The following is a 16,398-nucleotide window of genomic DNA, read 5'->3' as shown; positions in this document are numbered from 1 at the left end:
CTTCCTGTTCATGCGTACACGAAAGCTTCCTCACCTCGCGGTCCTCACGGCCGCCCTCGCCATCGAACTCACCCAGCTGCCGGGCGCCCACGCCGCCCCGGCACCCACCGCGCCCACCGTGCACACCGTCAAGCCGGGCCAGTCGATCCAGGCCGCGGTCAAGGCGGCCCGGCCCGGGGACACCATCCAGCTGCGGGCCGGTGTCTACCGGGAGAACGTGCTGATCACCAAGAGCCGGCTGACCCTGCGGGGCGTGGGCCGGACGACCGTCCTCACCGCGCCCGCCAAGGCGTCGGCCAACGCCTGCGGCAAGGCCGGGCACGGCGTGTGCGTCACCGGTACGGCCCAACACCCCGTCAGCAATGTCCGGATCCGCTCGCTGACCGTCAGCGGCTTCCCCAAGAACGGCATCTGGGGCTCCCGCACCGTCCGGATGGACGTGCGCGACACCCTCGCCGAGAAGAACGGGCAGCAGGGCATCGGCCAGGAGCTGTCCACCCGCGGGGCCTTCCTCCGCAACGTCTCCCGCAACAACAAGGAATCGGGCATCTTCCTCGCCAACACCGTCGACGCCGAGGGCGGCGCCACCGACGCCAAGGGCACCCGGGTCGCCGGGAACCGGCTGTCCGGCAACCGGATCGGCGTCGTGGTGCGCCGGCTGCGGAACCTGACCGTCGAGCAGAACACCGCCACCGGCAACTGCGGCGGGGTGTTCGTCGTGGGCGACGAGTCCAAGCCGCGCGCCGGGGACCTGACCGTGGCCCACAACGCCGTCCACGCGAACAACGCCTACTGCGCGCCCAACGCCCGGCTGCCGTTCATCCAGGGCGCCGGCATCGTGCTCACCGGCACCGAGGGCACCCGGGTGACCGGCAACCAGGTGCACAACAACGTCGGCACCTCGCCCATGTCCGGCGGCATCGTGCTCTTCAAGAGCGTCGTCGGCATCGCGAACACCAAGAACGCCATCAGCCGCAATGTGCTCACCGGCAACAAGCCCGCCGATGTGGCCGACCGGGACAAGGGTCCCGGCAACACCTTCACCGGCAACGTCTGCACGCTGTCGGTGCCCACCGGCCGGTGCTGAGGGGGACGCCATGACCACCACCGCCACCCCGCCCCCCGGCACGGCGCCGGAAGGCGCCGCCGCGTCCCAGGCGGCGGCCATGCAGCTGCGGGAGATCGCCTTCGGCGCCGCCCGGGCCGCCGCCGTACGCGCCGCCGCCCGGCTGCGGGTCGCCGACGCGCTGGGCGAGGAGCCCACCTCCGTCGGCGAACTCGCCGCCACGGTGGACGCCGAACCCGATCCGCTGTGCCGCCTGCTGCGCGCCCTGGCCTGCTGCGGGATCTTCGCCGAGACCGACGACGGCCGCTTCGTCCACACCGAGATGTCCCGGCTGCTGCGCGAGGACGCCCCGCGCAGCCTGCGGTACATCTCCCTGTGGTGCACCGAGCCCTGGACCTGGGAGGTCTGGCCGCGGCTCGACCGGGCGGTGCGCTCCGGCGGCATCGTCTTCAACGACCTCTACGGCAAGGACTTCTTCACCTATCTGCACGAGGACGCGCCCGAGTCGGCCGAGGTCTTCGACCGGGCGATGACCACCTCCAGCCGGCAGTCCGCGGCCGATGTCGCCGCCTTCGTCGACCTCGACGGCGTCCAGGAGGTCGCCGACATCGGCGGCGGCCAGGGGCATGTGCTGGCCAGCCTGCTGGAGCGGCGCCCCGATCTGCGCGGCACCCTGCTGGACCTGCCGCAGGTGGTGGCGGGCGCCGACCCCCGGCTGCGGGACGGCGGCGCGCTGGCGGAGCGGGCCACCCTGGTGCCGGGCGACTGCCGCCGGGAGATCCCGGTCCGGGCCGATCTCTACATCATCAAGAACATCCTGGAATGGAACGACGAGAACACCCGCCGCACGCTCGCCAACGTGGTCGCGGCCGCGCGGCCCGGCGCCCGGGTGCTCGTCATCGAGAACCTCATCGACAACAGCCGCTCCTCGTTCACCACGGCCATGGACCTGTTCCTGCTGCTGAACGTGGGCGGCCGCAAGCACACCACGGACAGCCTGGTGGCGCGGATGACCGAGGCCGGGCTGAACATCACCGAGAGCCGTCCCGTCAACGCGTATCTGCACGCCATCGACAGCCGGGTGCCCGGCTAGGGCGTGTTTCGAAAGGAGCGCCGTCCGCCCGGAGGGCGGGCCCCGCGGCGTCTGGTGCGTGCGATCGCAAGGCGGAGGGTCGTCCTCGTAGCGGGCCTACTCGGACGATCCCGACAACGCAGCGAGCGTGCGTGCCAGGCGTCGCGGGGCAGGCGGGACTTTCGAAACACGCCCTGGCCACCGGCGCGCAGGAAGGTGCCCGCGCCCCTCCCGGAGGGGCGCGGGCACCGTGGCGTTCCGGGGCGGCTCAGGCCCAGCGGAACGAGCTGAGGTGGGCGAACACCACCACGTTGGCCGTGTAGTCCTTCGCGGTGTGGTCGTACGCGCCGCCACAGGTGATCACGCGCAACTGGGCGTCGTTGGTGTCCCCGTACACCTCCCGGTCCGGGAAGTCCTCCTTCTTGAAGGTCCGCACCTCGTCGACGACGAACGTGGCGAGGATGCCGTCGTCGCGGGTGACGGTCACCTTGCCGCCCGCCTTCAGGGAGCTGAGCATGGCGAACACCGCCGGGCCGGACTTGGTGTCCACGTGGCCGGCCACGATGGCGTTGCCGCGCTCACCGGGGGAGGGGCCGGCCTTGTACCAGCCGACGAGGTTGTTGTCGGTGTCGGGCGGCGGGACCAGCGTGCCCTGGGGGTTGAGCGACAGCGCGGTGAACGGGGCGCTCACCCCGATCGAGGGGATGTCCAGCCGGTTCGGGGCCGACCGCGGCAGCGCGGGCCCGGGCCGGGACGCGGGCCTGGCCGCCGGTGACCGCAGGTCGGACCGGTCCTCCGGGGGCACCTCCGCCGTCTCCGGCTGCGAATCCGTCTCGGCGGCGGTGGCCGCGGGCGTGGCCGGTGTCACCGGGGAGGAGGACTGGGAGGAGGCGTCGACCGAGTTGTAGATGAGGAAGACACCGATGAGCGCCGATGCCGCGGCCCATCGGAGCGTGCGGGTGTTGCTGTCAGTACCGCCCTGCTTGCCCTGTTTGCCCATGAGGGTGTTCGCCTTTCTCACAGCGCCCGTTCGTGGCGCTGCCGTGGCACCTCCGCCGAAGCCGGCGGTGGTGCCACGGCAGCACGGGTTTTCCGAAGCGTCAGGCTCAGATCGCGGTGCCGGACGGCTTGCGGCGACGCAGGGCGTAGGCGCCGGCGCCGAGACCGCCGAGGAGCAGAACCGAACCGGCGGCCATGCCGCTGCCCGTGGTGGCCATGCCGCCACCACCGGTGTGGACGCCACCCTTCGGCTTCTCGTGGCCCTTCCACGAACCGCCGTCCCAGTCGCCCTTCTTGCCCGACCAGTCGTGCTCGCCGGGCTCCTCGTCCTTGCCCTTGCTGCTGCCGGACCAGTCGTGCTCGCCGGGCTCCTCGTCCTTGCCCTTGCCGCTGCCGGACCAGTCGTGCTCGCCGGGGCCCTCGTCCTTGCCCTTCGGCTCCTCCTTCGAGGGCTCCTCCTTGCCGTGCTCTTCTTCCTTGCCGTGCTCTTCCTTCTGGTCCTTGTCCTTGTCCTTCCAGGAGCTGCCGCTCTGACCGTAGCCGTCCTCGGAGGACTCCTGGCTGCTCGAGTACCCGCCGTGACCGCCCGGGTCCGAGACGTCGGCAGCGAACGCGGCGGCGGGGGCGCCCAGGGTCAGGGTGGCGGCAATCGCCGCCCCGGCGAAGAGTGCGCGAGTAGATCGCATGAGTCATTCCTTCCGGCACCGGCACGATTACTGACTATTTGCCAGACAAAGGGATCGCGTCGGCGTCTTAACCACCGTCAGCGAAGAGGAGCCCCGCTGCCACTTGGCGCGGCCCGCAAATCTGACGGATGTAAGCCCTCCGAGTGGAGTTCCGCCCCTTGATCACTCTTTTGCCGCGCGAACGGACTGATGGTCATTCAGCTGATTGGACGACAGGCTTTAAAACGCCGGAACCGGCTTCCGCGGACGCGGCAGCCGGTTCGGAAACAGCCTGTTCGAAAACAGCCCGTTCGAGAAGCGTGTACGAAGGCGGGCCGGGCCCTCGCCCGGCCCGCCTCAGCGCTCCCAGCGGTAGAACTCCCTCGCCATGGCGTCCTTCGGCTCGCGCCAGGTCGCCGGGTCGTAGGCCTGCACGTACGCCGAGAGCCGTTCGCTGATGGCGCGGAACTCCGGATGGCCGGCCACCCGTGCGACCTCGGGCCCCGGCGGTTGGTCGGCCTCGATGAGATGCAGGTACACATCGCCGAACTGGAACAGACTCCGGCCGCGCACGCCTATCAGATGCGGCAGTTCCCCATGGCGGTCCGACTCCTCGAAGACGGCGGCTATGTCCTGCGCCGCGTTCTCCTTCATGCGGGCCACGATCAGTTCGCGGTGCATTTCCTCACGCCCCGACCCGAGCGCGGGCGCGCTGCTCGATCTTGTCCCGGATCAGCTCCATCTGGATTCTGGAGTTTCGGTTGATGTGCTCGGTCATTCCGGCGTCGTCCACCGGCGCGTCCGGCTTCATCTCGAAGTCCTGGGTCCAGCGCATCCGGGTCCCCTCGGCCTCCTCCTCGTACTCCCAGCGGATGTTCATGAAGGCGAAGGGCCCGGTCTCCACCCGGCGCGCCCAGACCGTCCGCACATCGCGGGCCGTCTCGCGCTCGGAGACCCAGCTCCAGACCTTGCCGTTCTCGTCCGGGTGCATCGTCAGCCGGAAGGTGGTGGTGTCCCCGTTCCGCTGGAGCACCTCGACCGACGCGTACTCGCTGAACAGGTTCGGCCAGTTCTCCAGGTCGTTCGTCATGTCCCAGACGAGGTCCAGAGGGGCCTTGATCAGGATGTCGTTGTCGGTGTGGCCGGTCATCTCATGCTCCCGTGGTGAGTGAGGTGTTGATGACATCGAGGAAGTCACCGGGCGTCTTGGAGCTCTCGGCGCCGGGCTCGATCGGGGTGCCGTACTGGTTCTCCAGCTCGCCGACGATCGCGAGCAGCCCGAGTGAGTCCAGGCCGTACTCCTCGAACGGGGAGTCCGGCCGGGTGCGCATCAGCTCCGGGTCGACGGTCAGTCCGGCACAGCGCTTCATGAGCGAGGCCAGGTCTGCGTAGGACAGTTGACTGGACATCAGATATCTCCTTCCGGGCCGCGGAGCACGAGCGCCGCGTTGCAACCCATGAGCCCCCGGCTCAGCACCAGCGCGGTCCGCGGCCGCCCGGCGCGGGAACTGCCGGTGACGAGGTCGAGGTCATGGCATACGTCGGTGACGTACGGGGTGGGCGGCACGACGCGGTGTTCCATGGCGAGCACCGCGGCCGCCACGTCCAGGACCGGGGCCGCGCAGTACGCCCGGCCGAAGCCGGTCTTCGGGGCGGTCACCGGCACCCGGCGGCCGTGCGCGCCGAGCGCGTCGGTGATCGCCAGGGCCTCGGCGCGGTCCGCCTCCGGGGTGGCGAGGGCGTCCGCGAACACCACGTCGATCTCCTCCGGGACGCAGCCGGCCTCGGCCAGCGCGGCGCGGATGGCCTGCGCGAGCCCCTCCCGGGACCGCTCCCACATCGACGGGCCGGTGAAGGTCGCGCCGTGGCCCAGGATCCGGCCGCGCACACGCGCCCCGCGGCGCAGCGCCGCGCCCTCCTCCTCGACGATGAGCATCGCCCCGCCCTCGCCCGGCGCGAAGCCGCAGGCGTCGGCGGTGAACGGCAGATAGGCCCGGCCCGCGTCCCGGGCCAGGCTCATCTCCTCGTACCCCAGCTGGCAGACCACCGAATACGGGGCGAGCGGCGCCTCGGCGGCGCCCACCACGATCGCGTCCGCCCCGTGCCGGATCGACCGGCAGGCGTGCGCGAGCGCGTCCAGGCCGCCCGCCTCGTCGTTGGCCACCACCCCGCACGGGCCCTTGAACCCGCCGCGGATGGAGATCTGGCCGGTGCTGGCCGCGTAGAACCAGGCGATGGACTGGTACGGGCCCACATAGCGCGGCCCCCTGCCCCACAGCTGCTGCAGCTCGCGCTGGCCGAACTCGCCGCCGCCCGAGCCGGACGCGGTCACCACGCCCACCGCGAACGGCGACATGTCCCGGCGCGGCAGCCTCGCGTCGTCCAGCGCCAGCTCGGCCGCGGCCATCGCGAAGTGGGTGAAGCGGTCGGTCTGGACGAGATACCGCTCCTCGATCAGCGATCCCGGCTCGAAGTCACGGACCTGGCCCGCCACCCGCAGCGGGAAGTCCTCGCAGCCCTCGCGGGTGAGCCGGTCCAGGGAGGTGATCCCCTCCCGTACGCCCTTCCAGAAGGCGTCCGTCCCCACGCCACCCGGCGCCACGATCCCCATTCCGGTGATCGCCGCGCCCCGGATGTGCCGCCCGGTCGCGGCCTTCTTGTCCTTCTTCACGGTCGCGTTCATGACGCACCCCCATGACTGAGCACCACCGCGGACTGGAAGCCGCCGAACCCGCTGCCCACCGACAGCACGTGGCGCAGCGGCAGGGACCGGGCGGTGCGCGGTACGTAGTCCAGATCGCACTCGGGGTCGGGATTCTCGTAGTTGGCGGTGGGCGGCACCACGCCGTGCGCGAGCGCCAGGGTGCAGGCCACGATCTCGATGGCCCCGATGGCGCCCAGCGAATGCCCCACCATGGATTTGATCGAACTCATCGGCGTCCGGTACGCGTGATCGCCCAGCGAGCGCTTGACCGCGGCCGTCTCATGGCGGTCGTTCTGCTGGGTGCCGGAGCCGTGCGCGTTGACGTAGTCGATGTCGGAGCTGTTGACCCGGGCGTGGCCGAGCGCGTGGTCGATGGCCTCGGACATCTCCAGACCCTCCCGGGTCAGCCCGGTCATGTGGTACGCGTTGCCGTAGGTGGCGAAGCCCCTGATCTCGCAGTAGATCCGGGCGCCGCGGGCGCGGGCGTGCTCCAGCTCCTCCAGGATCAGCACCGCGGCGCCCTCGCCCAGCACGAAGCCGTCCCGGCGCGCGTCGAACGGCCGCGACGCGTGCTCGGGGTCGTCGTTGTTGGCCGACGTCGCCTTGATCGCGTCGAAGCAGGCCACCGTGATGGGGGAGATCGGCGAATCCGCCGCGCCCGCCACGCACACGTCGGCCCGGTTCTCCTCGATCGCCTGGAAGCCGTACCCGATCGCGTCCAGACCCGAGGTGCAGCCCGTCGAGACGGTCTGCACCGGCCCCTGCGCCCCGATCAGCTCCGCCACCCCGGAGGCCAGCGCGCTGGGCGAGAACGCCCGGTGCAGATGCGGCCCGGCCCGCCGGTGGTCCACGTTCCACGACTCGCCCTTGTTGCTGACCTCGACGTAGTCGCGCTCCAGCCGGGTGGTGCCGCCGACCGCGGTGCCCAGCGACACCCCCGTACGCCACTGGTCGCCCGCGCCGGTCTCCAGCCCCGCGTCCCGTGCGGCCTCCCTGGAGGCCGCCAGCGCGAACTGGACGTAGCGGTCGGAGCGTTCGACCTGCTCCACGGTCAGCCCGGCCGCCACCGGGTCGAAGTCGCATTCGGCGGCGATCCGCGAACGGAAGCCCGCCGGATCGAAGAGCGTGATACCGCGCGTCGCCGTACGCCCGGCGGTGAGCATGTCCCAGAAGGCCGGAACACCCACGCCCCCCGGTGCGACCACGCCGAGCCCGGTGATCGCCACCCGTCGCGTCACGATGACGCCTCGGCAGGTTCGGTGGCCTCCGTGTCCACATGCCCCAGCTCGGGACGGGGAGCCAGCGGGCCCAGATGGAAGACCATCCGGGCCTCGGTGTCGCCGACGTTGCGGAAGCGGTGCCGCATGTCGCGGGGGATCAGCAGGCCCTGGTCGGGGCGCAGCCGGTGCGCGGTCCCGTCCAGGTCCACCTCCAGGTCGCCGCGGACGACGAACACGAACTCCTCGGAGTACGGGTGGTAGTGCTCACCGATGCGGTCACCCGGCTGGATGAGGGCCAGGCCCATGAAGCCGCTGGTGGCGCCCACCGTGCTCGGGGTGAGCATGGCGCGCAGATCGCCGCCGCGCCGCGTGTTGGGAGCGACGTCGGCGAGGTCGACGATGCGAGGGGACTGCGTGGTCATGATGGGTGCCTCCGGACAGGGGACGTGACATGGGATATAAGGGGCTGAGAGGGAGCGTGGATGTCAGTGGTCCGCCGACCGGCGGTCGGTGACCGGCTCCATGTCGCAGTCCGCGAGGAAGCGCCGCAACCCGTCCTCGTGGAACAGGTCCCGGTCCGCGCCGTGATCGATGAGACGGCCCATCATGGCCGCGGCACGCTTGCCGCCGACACCGGCCGCGAGGGCCGGGTCCCGGTCCAGTCGCGCCCGCAGGTCCACCAGCCGGACGACGATGTCCTCGTGCTGGAAGATCGTGCTGCTCACCAGGGGAGTCCCGGCGCCACCGGCCAACGCCAGCTCGTCCTGGCGGGCCAGCAGCTGCGCGACGGCCGTGCCGCAGCCCTCCTTGACCGGATACAGCAGCGCGTGACGCCGCAACGCGCCCGCGGGCTCCGACGCGTGTCCGTTCGTCGCCGCCTGGTGGTGCACCGCGGGCAGCGCCGCGCGCATGAAGAACTCCCGCGCCGAATCCGGGTCGTCCAGATCGCGGGCCTCCTCCAGATACGGGTTGATGGCCTCCTCGACCGCGCGCACCTCCGGCTGCCGCGCCACATGGCGCAGCGCCGCCACCAGGTCGCCCTTCACCTCCACCGCCCGGACCACCCGGTTGCCGCTCATGAACAGCGAGGTCCGGCACAGCCGCGTGGTGTCGTCCACCCGCGCCTCGGGAGAGGCATAGTCGGCCAGGATGGCCGCCACGTCCTTCTCGGTGCCGGGCTTCACGGTGAACGTCAGAGCATGCCGGACGATCCCGTCACCGATCCGCGGGACCGTCTGCAGCCGGCCTTTTCCCCGGGTCCCCGCCTCCACCCCGGCGTGTGACGAGGTCTCCCGCAGGATGCTGAACCGCAGCGACCGGGTGTCCTCCACACAACCGTGGAGGGGCTTGACCATCTCCCGGTGCGCCGCGCTGTCCACCCAGGCCAGGAAGGGCGGGGCACTCTCCCATTCGCTGGTGATCAGCCACTTGGAAGGATCCTCGATCGACTGGCACAACTGGTCGCTGAGATGCCCCGGAACCGAGGCCACCTGCTGGCACAGCTCGTCGTACGCGCGCAGAAAGCGCTCCTCGGCACCGCTGCGCACATCCAGCAGCAGCACCACGCGCAGCCGCGAATCGGTCAGTGAGGACTGCGAGGCCCGCGTGGTCGTGGACGGTGTCGTGGTGGGCTGTGGAGTCCGGGGCAGGGTGCTCATGTTCCACTCCTCCTCATGAGGCGGCGTCCTTCCTTGGGCACGCCGCCCGTCAGACCGATCGTGGGGCGCGCCCACGTATGGCGCGAGATTTGTGAGCCATCTGAGGGAACGCCTGGTCAGAGCCCCGAACGGGCCCGGAAACACCGGGCATAGCAGCAAGATGAACCGTCTTGCCGACACTGCGACACGCGTGCCCGTCCTCATCGCGGGCGGCTCCCTGGTGGGCCTGTCCGCCTCCCTGTTCCTGGGCCGTCTGGAGGTCGGCCACCTGCTCGTCGAGAAGCACCCGCGGACCTCCCACCACCCCCGCGGCCGGGGGAACAACATCCGCACGATGGAGCTGTACCGCACCGCCGGAGTGGAGTCCGCGATCCGCGAGGCGGCGGCCGTCCTGGCCGACAACCACGGCATCATGCAGACCCCGTCGCTCACCGGCACCGAGCACAACTGGCTCTTCCGCGACATCGACCCCGGCGGCAAGGCCGCCCGGATCAGCCCCTCCGCCTGGTGCCTGTGCAGCCAGAACGACCTCGAACCGGTCCTGCGACAGGCCGCCCAGGACCTCGGCGGGGACCTCCGCTTCGGCACCGAACTGCTCTCCTTCGAACAGGACGCCGACGGGGTCACCGCCGTCGTCCTGGACCGCCGCACCGAGACCCGCTCCACCGTCCGCGCCGACTACCTCATCGCCGCCGACGGCCCCCGCAGCCCGGTGCGCGAGGCGCTCGGCATCGGCCAGAGCGGCCGCGGCGAACTGTTCCACAACGTGTCCATCACCTTCCGCGCCAAGCGGCTCGCGGACGTGGTCGGCGACCGCCGCTTCATCGCCTGCTACCTCACCAACCCCGAGGCCGACGGCGCGCTCCTGCCCGTCGACAACCAGGAGCAGTGGGTCTTCCACGCCCCCTGGCACCCCGAGCGCGGCGAAACCCTGGAAGAGTTCACCGACGAACGCTGCGCCCGGCACATCCGCACCGCCGTCGGCATGCCGGACCTGGAGGTCGAGATCACCGGAAAGGCGCCCTGGCACGCGGCCGAGCGGGTGGCCGACGCCTACGGCTCCGGCCGCGTCTTCCTCGCCGGGGACTCCGCCCACGAGATGTCCCCCACCGGCGCCTTCGGCTCCAACACCGGCATCCAGGACGCCCACAACCTCGCCTGGAAGCTCGCCGCCGTCCTCGGCGGCTGGGCCGGTCCCGGCCTGCTGGAGACCTACGGCGCCGAACGGCAGCCCGTGGCCCAGGCCACCAGCGCCCGGGCCGCCTCACGCTCGGCCGAGCACAGCCACCCCGGCTACTCCGCCCCGCCCACCGCCGGCCCGCAGAGCAACGTCATGGCCGTCGCCATGGGCTACCGCTACGTGACCGGCGCGGTCCTCGGCGCCAACCCCGCCGCCCCCGCCGTACCCGACCGCTTCGAGGTCACCGCCGAACCCGGCAGCCGCGCCCCCCACATGTGGGTCCACCGCTGCGGGGTCCGGCTCTCCACCCTCGACCTGTACGAGCGCACCTGCGTGCTGCTCACCGGCCCGGGCGGCGCCGCCTGGCACGAGGCGGGCCGCGGCGCCGCCGACGCCCTCGGCGTCCCCCTCGACTGCTACCGCGTCGGCACCGAACCGGAGCACGAACTGGCCCCCGAGCCGGGCACCGACTGGGCCGAACTCCACGGCACCGCCCCCGACGGCGCCGTCCTCGTCCGCCCCGACGGCTTCGTCGCCTGGCGCGCGGAACGCGCGGGGTCCGATCCGTACGCACTGCTGACGGAGGTGCTGCGGGAGGTTTTGCGGCTGGGCGGCACCATCAGCCCCTCCGGCGCTTGAGGAGCGGGGGTGCGGGGGTGCGGAGCCCTCGCGCCCCCGCACCTAACCCGCGTCGGGGCGCCGCACCACGCGCCGCCACACCCCCGGCGCCACGCTGACCGCCACCGTCAGCGCCACGGCCGCCACCACCCCCTCCCAGGGCTCGCGGAACAGCGAGCCGCCGAGCAGGCCGATCAGCTGGTACGTCCCGGCCCAGGCCAGCGCCGCCGGGGCCGCGCCGCGGGCGAACCTCCGCAGCGGCCAGCGGGCCAGCAGACAGGCCAGCATCACCGGGATCCGGCCCGCCGGGACCAGCCGGGACAGCACCAGCACCGCCACCCCGTGCTCGCCCAGCTTCGTCCGCGCCTGGTCCAGCCGCTCCGGCGCCGCGTGGTCGTGGATGCGCTCCAGCCACCGCGAACCGTTCTTCGAGCGCACCCCGCGCCGCCCCAGCCAGTACAGCGCGAGGTCCCCGAGGAGCGCGGCCAGCGCGGCGACGCAGAAGGAGAACAGCAGTGAGAACGGCGAGGACTGGTGGATCGCCACCACGGCCGCCGAGCTGACCACCGCCCCGGTCGGCACCACCGGCACCAGCGACCCCAGCACCACCAGCAGGAACAGCGATGGATAGCCCACCGCCTGCTGGGTCGACTCCGGTGGCACGGTGCGTATCAGCTCGCCCATCACCTGGCGGGCTCCAGCCGCACACACTCGCCGTGTCCCAGCCGGTGCACCGAGGCGTCGGGGGCCAGCCGCCCCGCGTGGCGGACGAAGTCGTCCCCCGGCGCGTGGAATTCGTGCGGCCGCACCGCGTCCATGCCGATCGGCCAGTACGTCCCGTAGTGCACCGGCACCGCGCTGCGCGCCCCGAGCCGGGCCAGCGCCCGGGCCGCGCGGCCCGCGTCGAGGTGGCCGTGGCCGAGGTACGGGCCCCAGCCGCCGACCGGCAGCAGCGCCACGTCGCACGGGCCGACCGCGTCGGCCATCGCGTCGAACAGCCCGGTGTCGCCCGCGAAGTACGTGGTGGCCTCGCCGCGCAGCACGTACCCGAGCGCGGGCGCCCGGTGCGGCCCGAACGGCAGGCGGCGGCCGTCGTGGGCGGCGGGCACGGCCCGGATCCGCAGGTCGCCGACCGTCACCTCGTCGCCCGGCCGCACCTCGGTGACCCGCAGGCCGCCCGCCGCGGCCACCCGCCGCAGTCCCGGGACGGCCCGCCCGGCGCCGTACGGCACGACCAGCCGGGTGCCGGGCCACAGCTGGACCAGCGAACCCAGGTGCAGATGGTCGGCGTGCAGATGCGAGACGAGCGCGATGTCCGCCACCGCCGCGTCCGGCGTGGGCACGGGCCCGCGGCGGCGCCGCAGATGGGCCAGCCGCCGCACGAAGAGGGGGTCGGTCAGCACCGTCACACCGGAATCCCGCACGGTCGCGGTGGCATGCCCCCACCAGGTGATCTCCACCGACACGCGGTGCCTCCCGTCGCGCACGAACCACACCGTCGGCACTGATCCTCTCACCCCGGTGCGGCGGGCCGGGCCCCGTATCCCGCCCTCACCGAAGGACCAGCACCAGCTCGCCGATCTCCCGCCCCCGTGCCACCGCGAACGCCCGCTCCTCCCGGGCCACCCGGAACCCGCACTTCTCCAGCACCCGCCGGGAACCGGCGTTGTCCGCGGCGATCCGGGCGTACAGCGGGCGCATCGGCACCTCCTCGAGGAACGCGGCCAGCGCGCTGGTGGCGATCCCCTTCCCCCAGTGCTCCCGCCCGATCCAGTAGCCGACGGACGGATCACCGTACTGCTCGAACCCCAGCACGTTCCCCGCCACCCGCCCGTCGTACAGCACCGTCCGCTTGACCACGGTGTCATCGCCGAGGATCCGGTCCCAGCGTTCGTCGAAGGCCTTCCGGTCGTCCGGGGCCTCGGCGGTGAAGGCCGCCATCCGGTTGGCCTCCTCGTCCCGGTGGTAGTCGAAGAAGACCGCGAGGTCGTCCCGGTCCACCGCACGCAGTCGCACCCTGGGTCCGTTCATGTCCTCAAGTCTGCCCCGGGAAAACGCCCGCGCGGGTCGTCACCGTCAAAAGGCCGCTCCGGTCTTTACTTATGACTCATGTCGAGCAACGAGCCGAGCAGGAAACCACGGTCGGACGCGTGGAAAACGGCGCTGACCACGCTGCAGACGGCAAAGCCGCCGTTCGTCCCGGAGGGAGCCGACGTGATGACCGTCCTCGTCGAATTCCCCCCGGGCGACCCGGGCACCCCTCCGCACCGGCACTCCGGTCCCGCGTTCGGATACATGCTCGAAGGGGAGATGCTCTTCGAACTGGAAGGTGAGCCGGAGCGCGTGATCAGGGCCGGGGAGACATTCTGGGAGCCGGGTGGCGACGTCATCCACTATCAGGACGGGAACAATCGAACGGATTCCTGGAGCCGCTTCCTCGTGACGATGATGTGCGCGCCCGGCCGGCCGATGCTGACCCTGGTGGACGACGAGGAACTGGCCCGGCGCAAGGACCGACGCGCTCCGCGGAAGAGAGGATGACCATGAAGATCGCAGTTATCGGCGGTACCGGCCTGATCGGATCAAAGGTCGTGAAGAACCTGAGTGCGGCGGGCCACGAGGCCGTACCGTGCTCACCCTCCACCGGAGTCGACATCGTCACCGGAAAGGGGCTGGAGGAGGCGGTGGCCGGTGCCGACGTCGTCGTCAACCTGACGAATTCCCCGACCTTCGACGACGCCTCCGCGGCGTTCTTCCGGACCTCGATGGACAACCTTCTGGCCGCCGCCCGGAAGGGCGGGGTCCGGCACATCGTCATTCTGTCGATCGTCGGCGCGGAACTGGTGCCCGACCTCGATTACTACCAGGCCAAGGTCCTCCAGGAAGACCTTCTCAAAGCCGGGCCGATTCCGTATTCGATCGTCCGCGCCACCCAGTTCATGGAGTTCATGGACGCGGTCCTGTCCTGGACGACCGACGGCGACACCGTCCGCCTGCCCGCCACGCCGATCCAGCCGATCGCCGCCCAGGACGTGGCCGACGCCGTCGCCGAAGTCGCCGTCGGCACCCCGCTGAACGGCACCCGTGAGATTGGCGGGCCGGACGTCTTCACCCTCGACGAACTCGGCCGGATCACCCTGGACGCGCGCTCCGACAGCCGCACGGTCATCCTGGACGACACCGCCGGGATGTTCGCCGCCGTCCCCGGCGACGCCCTCACCACCAAGGGCGACGCCCGGCTCGCCCCCACCCACTACACCGACTGGCTGTCCTGAGCCGATGGCCCGTCCCCCGCGGACGCGAACGCGTCGATGGTGGAGAGCACGGTGTCCGGTGCCTCCCGCCAGGGGAGGTGGCCCGCGCCGGGGATCACCTCGAAGCGGGCGTCCGGGATGGCGGTGGCGTACGCGCGGCCGAAGTCGGGGGTGACCACGGCGTCGTTCTCGCCCCATATCGCCAGGGTGGGCACCGTGACGCGGGCGAGGCGGTGCAGCAGCTTCGGGTCTGCCAGGGCCGGGCCGGTGTAGGCCAGCATGGTGCGGATGGCTTCCGGGGACGGGCCGGGGACGCCGGGCGCCGGGGTCGGCATCCGCACCGCGTGCCCCGGGACCTCCGGTCCGATGGCCCCCATCAGCACCAGCCGCCCGATGCGGCGGCGGCCGCGGTCGCGTACGGCCATCTCGGCGGCGAGCCAGCCGCCGAAGGAGCTGCCGAGGACCAGGACGTCGTGCAGCCGGAGGTCGTCCAGCAGGTCCAGGTAGGTCTCCACGAGGCCGTCGACTCCGGTGAACCAGTCGGGCCGAGGGGCGTCGTTCCAGCCCGGGTGGGTGGGGGTCAGCACCCGGTGGGTGGGGGTGAAGTGGTCGGCGACCGCGGTCATGCTCGCCGGACCGGCGCCGCCGTGCAGCAGCAGGACGGGCCGTCCCTCGCCCACGTCCGTCAGGGGCAGCGGAAGGCCGGGATAAGGCTGGAGCGGCGCAGGGGCGGCGGGGCGGGTGGTCATCGGGTGTCGTCTCCTGATGCCGCTTTCGGGGTGTGTGAGGTGAGGGAGACGAAGACGTCCCGCGCGATGCGCAGGCCGTCGGGGCGGAGGAAGCCGGTGAGGTTGGCGGCCGCGAGGGCGGCCGCGGTCTCGCCGCGCGGGAAGAGGGCCGTTTCGTAAACGTTCAGCGCCGTCTCCAGGTCGTCGTGCGCGGCGATGGCCCCGGCGAGTTCGGCCCCGTCGAGCATGGCGAGGTTGGCGCCCGCGCCCGCGTAGGGGGACATCAGATGCGCGGCGTCGCCCAGGAGGGTGAGGCCGCGCACCCGGTCCCAGCGGTACCCGACGGGCAGGGCGTGGACCGGCCGGAGGACGAGGGGGCGGTCGGTGTCGGTGATCAGCGCGCGCAGCGCGTCGTCCCAGCCGGGGAAATGGTCCAGGACGCGCTTGGTGACGGCCTCGGGGGCGGCGCCTTCCGTATCGGACCACCCCTCGGGGACCTTCACGGAGCAGTAGACGCGGATGCGCCCGCCGCCGTTGCGCTGGGCGACCACCGCCCGTTCGTCCCCGAAGGCGTACATCGAGCCGTGGCCGACGAATTCGGCGAGGGCGCGGTGCCGGGTGTCGACGTCCTCCAGCAGGCCGTGTGACATCGTCACCCCGGAGTAGACCGGCGGGGCGTCGGACAGCAGCGGACGGACCCGCGACCAGGCCCCGTCGGCGCCGACCACGAGATCCGCTTCCACCCTCTCGCCGTCGGACAGGGTGAGCGTGGGGCGGCCCGCAGGAGGGGCGGCGACGGCACGTACCGTGCGCCCCCAGCGCACTGTTCCCCTCGGCAGGGAGTCCAGCAGCAGCCCCCGCAGCGCGCTGCGGTCGATCTCGGGGCGGTCGCCGCCGCCCTCCGGTGCGGGCGCGTGGAGCACGGTCGAGGCGTCCTTGCCGAGCAGGCGCACCTCACCGCCCTCCGGGCGGCTCAGCTCCCGGAACTCCTCGAGCAGCCCGGCGGCGCTCAGCGCCCGCTGTCCGGACTCCTCGTCCAGGTCCAGCGTGCCGCCCTGGTCGCGGGCGGTCGGTGACGCGTCCCGTTCGTAGACGGTCGAGGCGATGCCGTGGGTGCGCAGGACGCGCGCCAGCGTCAGCCCGCCCAGCCCTGCTCCGACGATCGCGATGGTGGGTGCCGTGGACATACGTCGCTCCTCTGCGAAGCGGTGGATTCCCGTCGTGCCGAACGAGG

The 16,398-nt window shown here is 72.0% G+C and carries 19 protein-coding genes; 5 read left to right on the top strand and 14 right to left on the bottom strand.

Features of this window, described 5'->3' with window-relative positions; all coding sequences use genetic code 11:
• Positions 1-10: 10 nt before the first annotated feature.
• On the top strand, positions 11-1,087 hold the full coding sequence (locus ASC60_RS10215) for a nitrous oxide reductase family maturation protein NosD (protein ID WP_055549984.1): 1,077 nt from the start codon (positions 11-13) through the stop codon (positions 1,085-1,087).
• 10 nt (positions 1,088-1,097) lie between these two features.
• Positions 1,098-2,159, top strand: coding sequence for a methyltransferase (locus tag ASC60_RS10210; RefSeq protein ID WP_055549158.1), 1,062 nt, complete (start codon positions 1,098-1,100; stop codon positions 2,157-2,159).
• A 247-nt stretch (positions 2,160-2,406) separates the two neighbouring features.
• Here ASC60_RS10210 and ASC60_RS10205 read toward each other — a convergent pair whose 3' ends face one another.
• The 9 genes from ASC60_RS10205 to ASC60_RS10165 all read right to left on the bottom strand — a co-directional run bounded on the left by ASC60_RS10205 (position 2,407) and on the right by ASC60_RS10165 (position 9,384).
• Entirely contained in the window at positions 2,407-3,138 is a 732-nt protein-coding gene (locus tag ASC60_RS10205) for a class F sortase (RefSeq protein WP_055549156.1), read from the bottom strand.
• 106 nt (positions 3,139-3,244) lie between these two features.
• Positions 3,245-3,823 carry a hypothetical protein gene (locus ASC60_RS10200; RefSeq protein ID WP_055549154.1) on the bottom strand — a complete coding sequence of 193 codons (579 nt, stop codon included), beginning with the start codon at positions 3,821-3,823 and terminating at the stop codon, positions 3,245-3,247.
• A gap of 336 nt (positions 3,824-4,159) precedes the next feature.
• The gene (locus tag ASC60_RS10195; RefSeq protein WP_055549152.1) at positions 4,160-4,483 is read right to left on the bottom strand and encodes a TcmI family type II polyketide cyclase; all 324 of its coding nucleotides are present in this window, start codon (positions 4,481-4,483) and stop codon (positions 4,160-4,162) included.
• Positions 4,484-4,487: 4 nt separating this feature from the next.
• Entirely contained in the window at positions 4,488-4,952 is a 465-nt protein-coding gene (locus tag ASC60_RS10190; RefSeq protein ID WP_055549150.1) for an SRPBCC family protein, read from the bottom strand.
• Between the two features lies 1 nt (position 4,953).
• Positions 4,954-5,211 (bottom strand): acyl carrier protein, encoded by a 258-nt coding sequence (locus ASC60_RS10185; RefSeq protein WP_055549148.1) that lies wholly within the window; start codon positions 5,209-5,211, stop codon positions 4,954-4,956.
• Positions 5,211-6,485 carry a beta-ketoacyl synthase N-terminal-like domain-containing protein gene (locus tag ASC60_RS10180; RefSeq protein WP_199830915.1) on the bottom strand — a complete coding sequence of 425 codons (1,275 nt, stop codon included), beginning with the start codon at positions 6,483-6,485 and terminating at the stop codon, positions 5,211-5,213. Before ASC60_RS10180 ends, ASC60_RS10185 begins: the two co-directional genes overlap by 1 nt.
• Positions 6,482-7,744 carry a beta-ketoacyl synthase gene (locus ASC60_RS10175; RefSeq protein WP_055549146.1) on the bottom strand — a complete coding sequence of 421 codons (1,263 nt, stop codon included), beginning with the start codon at positions 7,742-7,744 and terminating at the stop codon, positions 6,482-6,484. The genes ASC60_RS10180 and ASC60_RS10175 overlap by 4 nt, the downstream gene beginning before the upstream one ends.
• Entirely contained in the window at positions 7,741-8,148 is a 408-nt protein-coding gene (locus tag ASC60_RS10170; protein WP_055549144.1) for a cupin domain-containing protein, read from the bottom strand. Before ASC60_RS10170 ends, ASC60_RS10175 begins: the two co-directional genes overlap by 4 nt.
• 63 nt (positions 8,149-8,211) lie before the next feature.
• Positions 8,212-9,384, bottom strand: coding sequence for a SchA/CurD-like domain-containing protein (locus ASC60_RS10165; RefSeq protein ID WP_055549143.1), 1,173 nt, complete (start codon positions 9,382-9,384; stop codon positions 8,212-8,214).
• Between the two features lie 160 nt (positions 9,385-9,544).
• On the opposite strand from ASC60_RS10165, the gene ASC60_RS10160 reads away from it, so the two are divergent.
• Positions 9,545-11,203, top strand: a complete 1,659-nt coding sequence (locus ASC60_RS10160; protein WP_055549141.1) for an FAD-dependent monooxygenase — start codon at positions 9,545-9,547, stop codon at positions 11,201-11,203.
• 42 nt (positions 11,204-11,245) lie between these two features.
• Here ASC60_RS10160 and ASC60_RS10155 read toward each other — a convergent pair whose 3' ends face one another.
• From ASC60_RS10155 to ASC60_RS10145, 3 genes are all read right to left on the bottom strand, one after another.
• On the bottom strand, positions 11,246-11,866 hold the full coding sequence (locus tag ASC60_RS10155; protein ID WP_199830914.1) for a DedA family protein: 621 nt from the start codon (positions 11,864-11,866) through the stop codon (positions 11,246-11,248).
• Positions 11,866-12,648: an MBL fold metallo-hydrolase gene (locus ASC60_RS10150; protein WP_055549980.1), complete on the bottom strand. Its 783-nt coding sequence runs from the start codon at positions 12,646-12,648 to the stop codon at positions 11,866-11,868. The genes ASC60_RS10155 and ASC60_RS10150 overlap by 1 nt, the downstream gene beginning before the upstream one ends.
• Positions 12,649-12,733: 85 nt before the next feature.
• Positions 12,734-13,213 carry a GNAT family N-acetyltransferase gene (locus tag ASC60_RS10145; RefSeq protein ID WP_055549137.1) on the bottom strand — a complete coding sequence of 160 codons (480 nt, stop codon included), beginning with the start codon at positions 13,211-13,213 and terminating at the stop codon, positions 12,734-12,736.
• A 78-nt stretch (positions 13,214-13,291) separates the two neighbouring features.
• Here ASC60_RS10145 and ASC60_RS10140 point away from each other — a divergent pair, with 78 nt between their 5' ends.
• Positions 13,292-13,723: a cupin domain-containing protein gene (locus ASC60_RS10140; RefSeq protein WP_055549135.1), complete on the top strand. Its 432-nt coding sequence runs from the start codon at positions 13,292-13,294 to the stop codon at positions 13,721-13,723.
• Between the two features lie 2 nt (positions 13,724-13,725).
• Positions 13,726-14,457, top strand: a complete 732-nt coding sequence (locus ASC60_RS10135; protein WP_055549978.1) for an SDR family oxidoreductase — start codon at positions 13,726-13,728, stop codon at positions 14,455-14,457.
• Here ASC60_RS10135 and ASC60_RS10130 read toward each other — a convergent pair.
• Together ASC60_RS10130 and ASC60_RS10125 are read right to left on the bottom strand one after the other, a co-directional pair.
• The gene (locus ASC60_RS10130) at positions 14,436-15,185 is read right to left on the bottom strand and encodes an alpha/beta fold hydrolase (protein ID WP_055549133.1); all 750 of its coding nucleotides are present in this window, start codon (positions 15,183-15,185) and stop codon (positions 14,436-14,438) included. The two genes, ASC60_RS10135 and ASC60_RS10130, sit on opposite strands and share 22 nt — an antisense overlap.
• Positions 15,182-16,351 carry an NAD(P)/FAD-dependent oxidoreductase gene (locus ASC60_RS10125; RefSeq protein ID WP_055549131.1) on the bottom strand — a complete coding sequence of 390 codons (1,170 nt, stop codon included), beginning with the start codon at positions 16,349-16,351 and terminating at the stop codon, positions 15,182-15,184. The genes ASC60_RS10130 and ASC60_RS10125 overlap by 4 nt, the downstream gene beginning before the upstream one ends.
• Between the last annotated feature and the right edge of the window lie 47 nt (positions 16,352-16,398).

It is taken from the genome of Streptomyces sp. NBRC 110028, assembly GCF_001417735.1.
Lineage (GTDB): Bacteria > Actinomycetota > Actinomycetes > Streptomycetales > Streptomycetaceae > Streptomyces.
Note: the sequence above shows the minus strand (reverse complement) of the source record. Positions and strands in the feature narration are given on the sequence as shown.

Coding starts and splice junctions, on each gene's coding strand:
- ASC60_RS10215 (WP_055549984.1), top strand. CDS start 11: ATGCGTACACGAAAGCTTCCTCACCTCGCGGTCCTCACGGCCGCCCTC.
- ASC60_RS10210 (WP_055549158.1), top strand. CDS start 1,098: ATGACCACCACCGCCACCCCGCCCCCCGGCACGGCGCCGGAAGGCGCC.
- ASC60_RS10205 (WP_055549156.1), bottom strand. CDS start 3,138: ATGGGCAAACAGGGCAAGCAGGGCGGTACTGACAGCAACACCCGCACG.
- ASC60_RS10200 (WP_055549154.1), bottom strand. CDS start 3,823: ATGCGATCTACTCGCGCACTCTTCGCCGGGGCGGCGATTGCCGCCACC.
- ASC60_RS10195 (WP_055549152.1), bottom strand. CDS start 4,483: ATGCACCGCGAACTGATCGTGGCCCGCATGAAGGAGAACGCGGCGCAG.
- ASC60_RS10190 (WP_055549150.1), bottom strand. CDS start 4,952: ATGACCGGCCACACCGACAACGACATCCTGATCAAGGCCCCTCTGGAC.
- ASC60_RS10185 (WP_055549148.1), bottom strand. CDS start 5,211: ATGTCCAGTCAACTGTCCTACGCAGACCTGGCCTCGCTCATGAAGCGC.
- ASC60_RS10180 (WP_199830915.1), bottom strand. CDS start 6,485: ATGAACGCGACCGTGAAGAAGGACAAGAAGGCCGCGACCGGGCGGCAC.
- ASC60_RS10170 (WP_055549144.1), bottom strand. CDS start 8,148: ATGACCACGCAGTCCCCTCGCATCGTCGACCTCGCCGACGTCGCTCCC.
- ASC60_RS10165 (WP_055549143.1), bottom strand. CDS start 9,384: ATGAGCACCCTGCCCCGGACTCCACAGCCCACCACGACACCGTCCACG.
- ASC60_RS10160 (WP_055549141.1), top strand. CDS start 9,545: ATGAACCGTCTTGCCGACACTGCGACACGCGTGCCCGTCCTCATCGCG.
- ASC60_RS10155 (WP_199830914.1), bottom strand. CDS start 11,866: ATGGGCGAGCTGATACGCACCGTGCCACCGGAGTCGACCCAGCAGGCG.
- ASC60_RS10145 (WP_055549137.1), bottom strand. CDS start 13,213: ATGAACGGACCCAGGGTGCGACTGCGTGCGGTGGACCGGGACGACCTC.
- ASC60_RS10140 (WP_055549135.1), top strand. CDS start 13,292: ATGTCGAGCAACGAGCCGAGCAGGAAACCACGGTCGGACGCGTGGAAA.
- ASC60_RS10135 (WP_055549978.1), top strand. CDS start 13,726: ATGAAGATCGCAGTTATCGGCGGTACCGGCCTGATCGGATCAAAGGTC.
- ASC60_RS10130 (WP_055549133.1), bottom strand. CDS start 15,185: ATGACCACCCGCCCCGCCGCCCCTGCGCCGCTCCAGCCTTATCCCGGC.
- ASC60_RS10125 (WP_055549131.1), bottom strand. CDS start 16,351: ATGTCCACGGCACCCACCATCGCGATCGTCGGAGCAGGGCTGGGCGGG.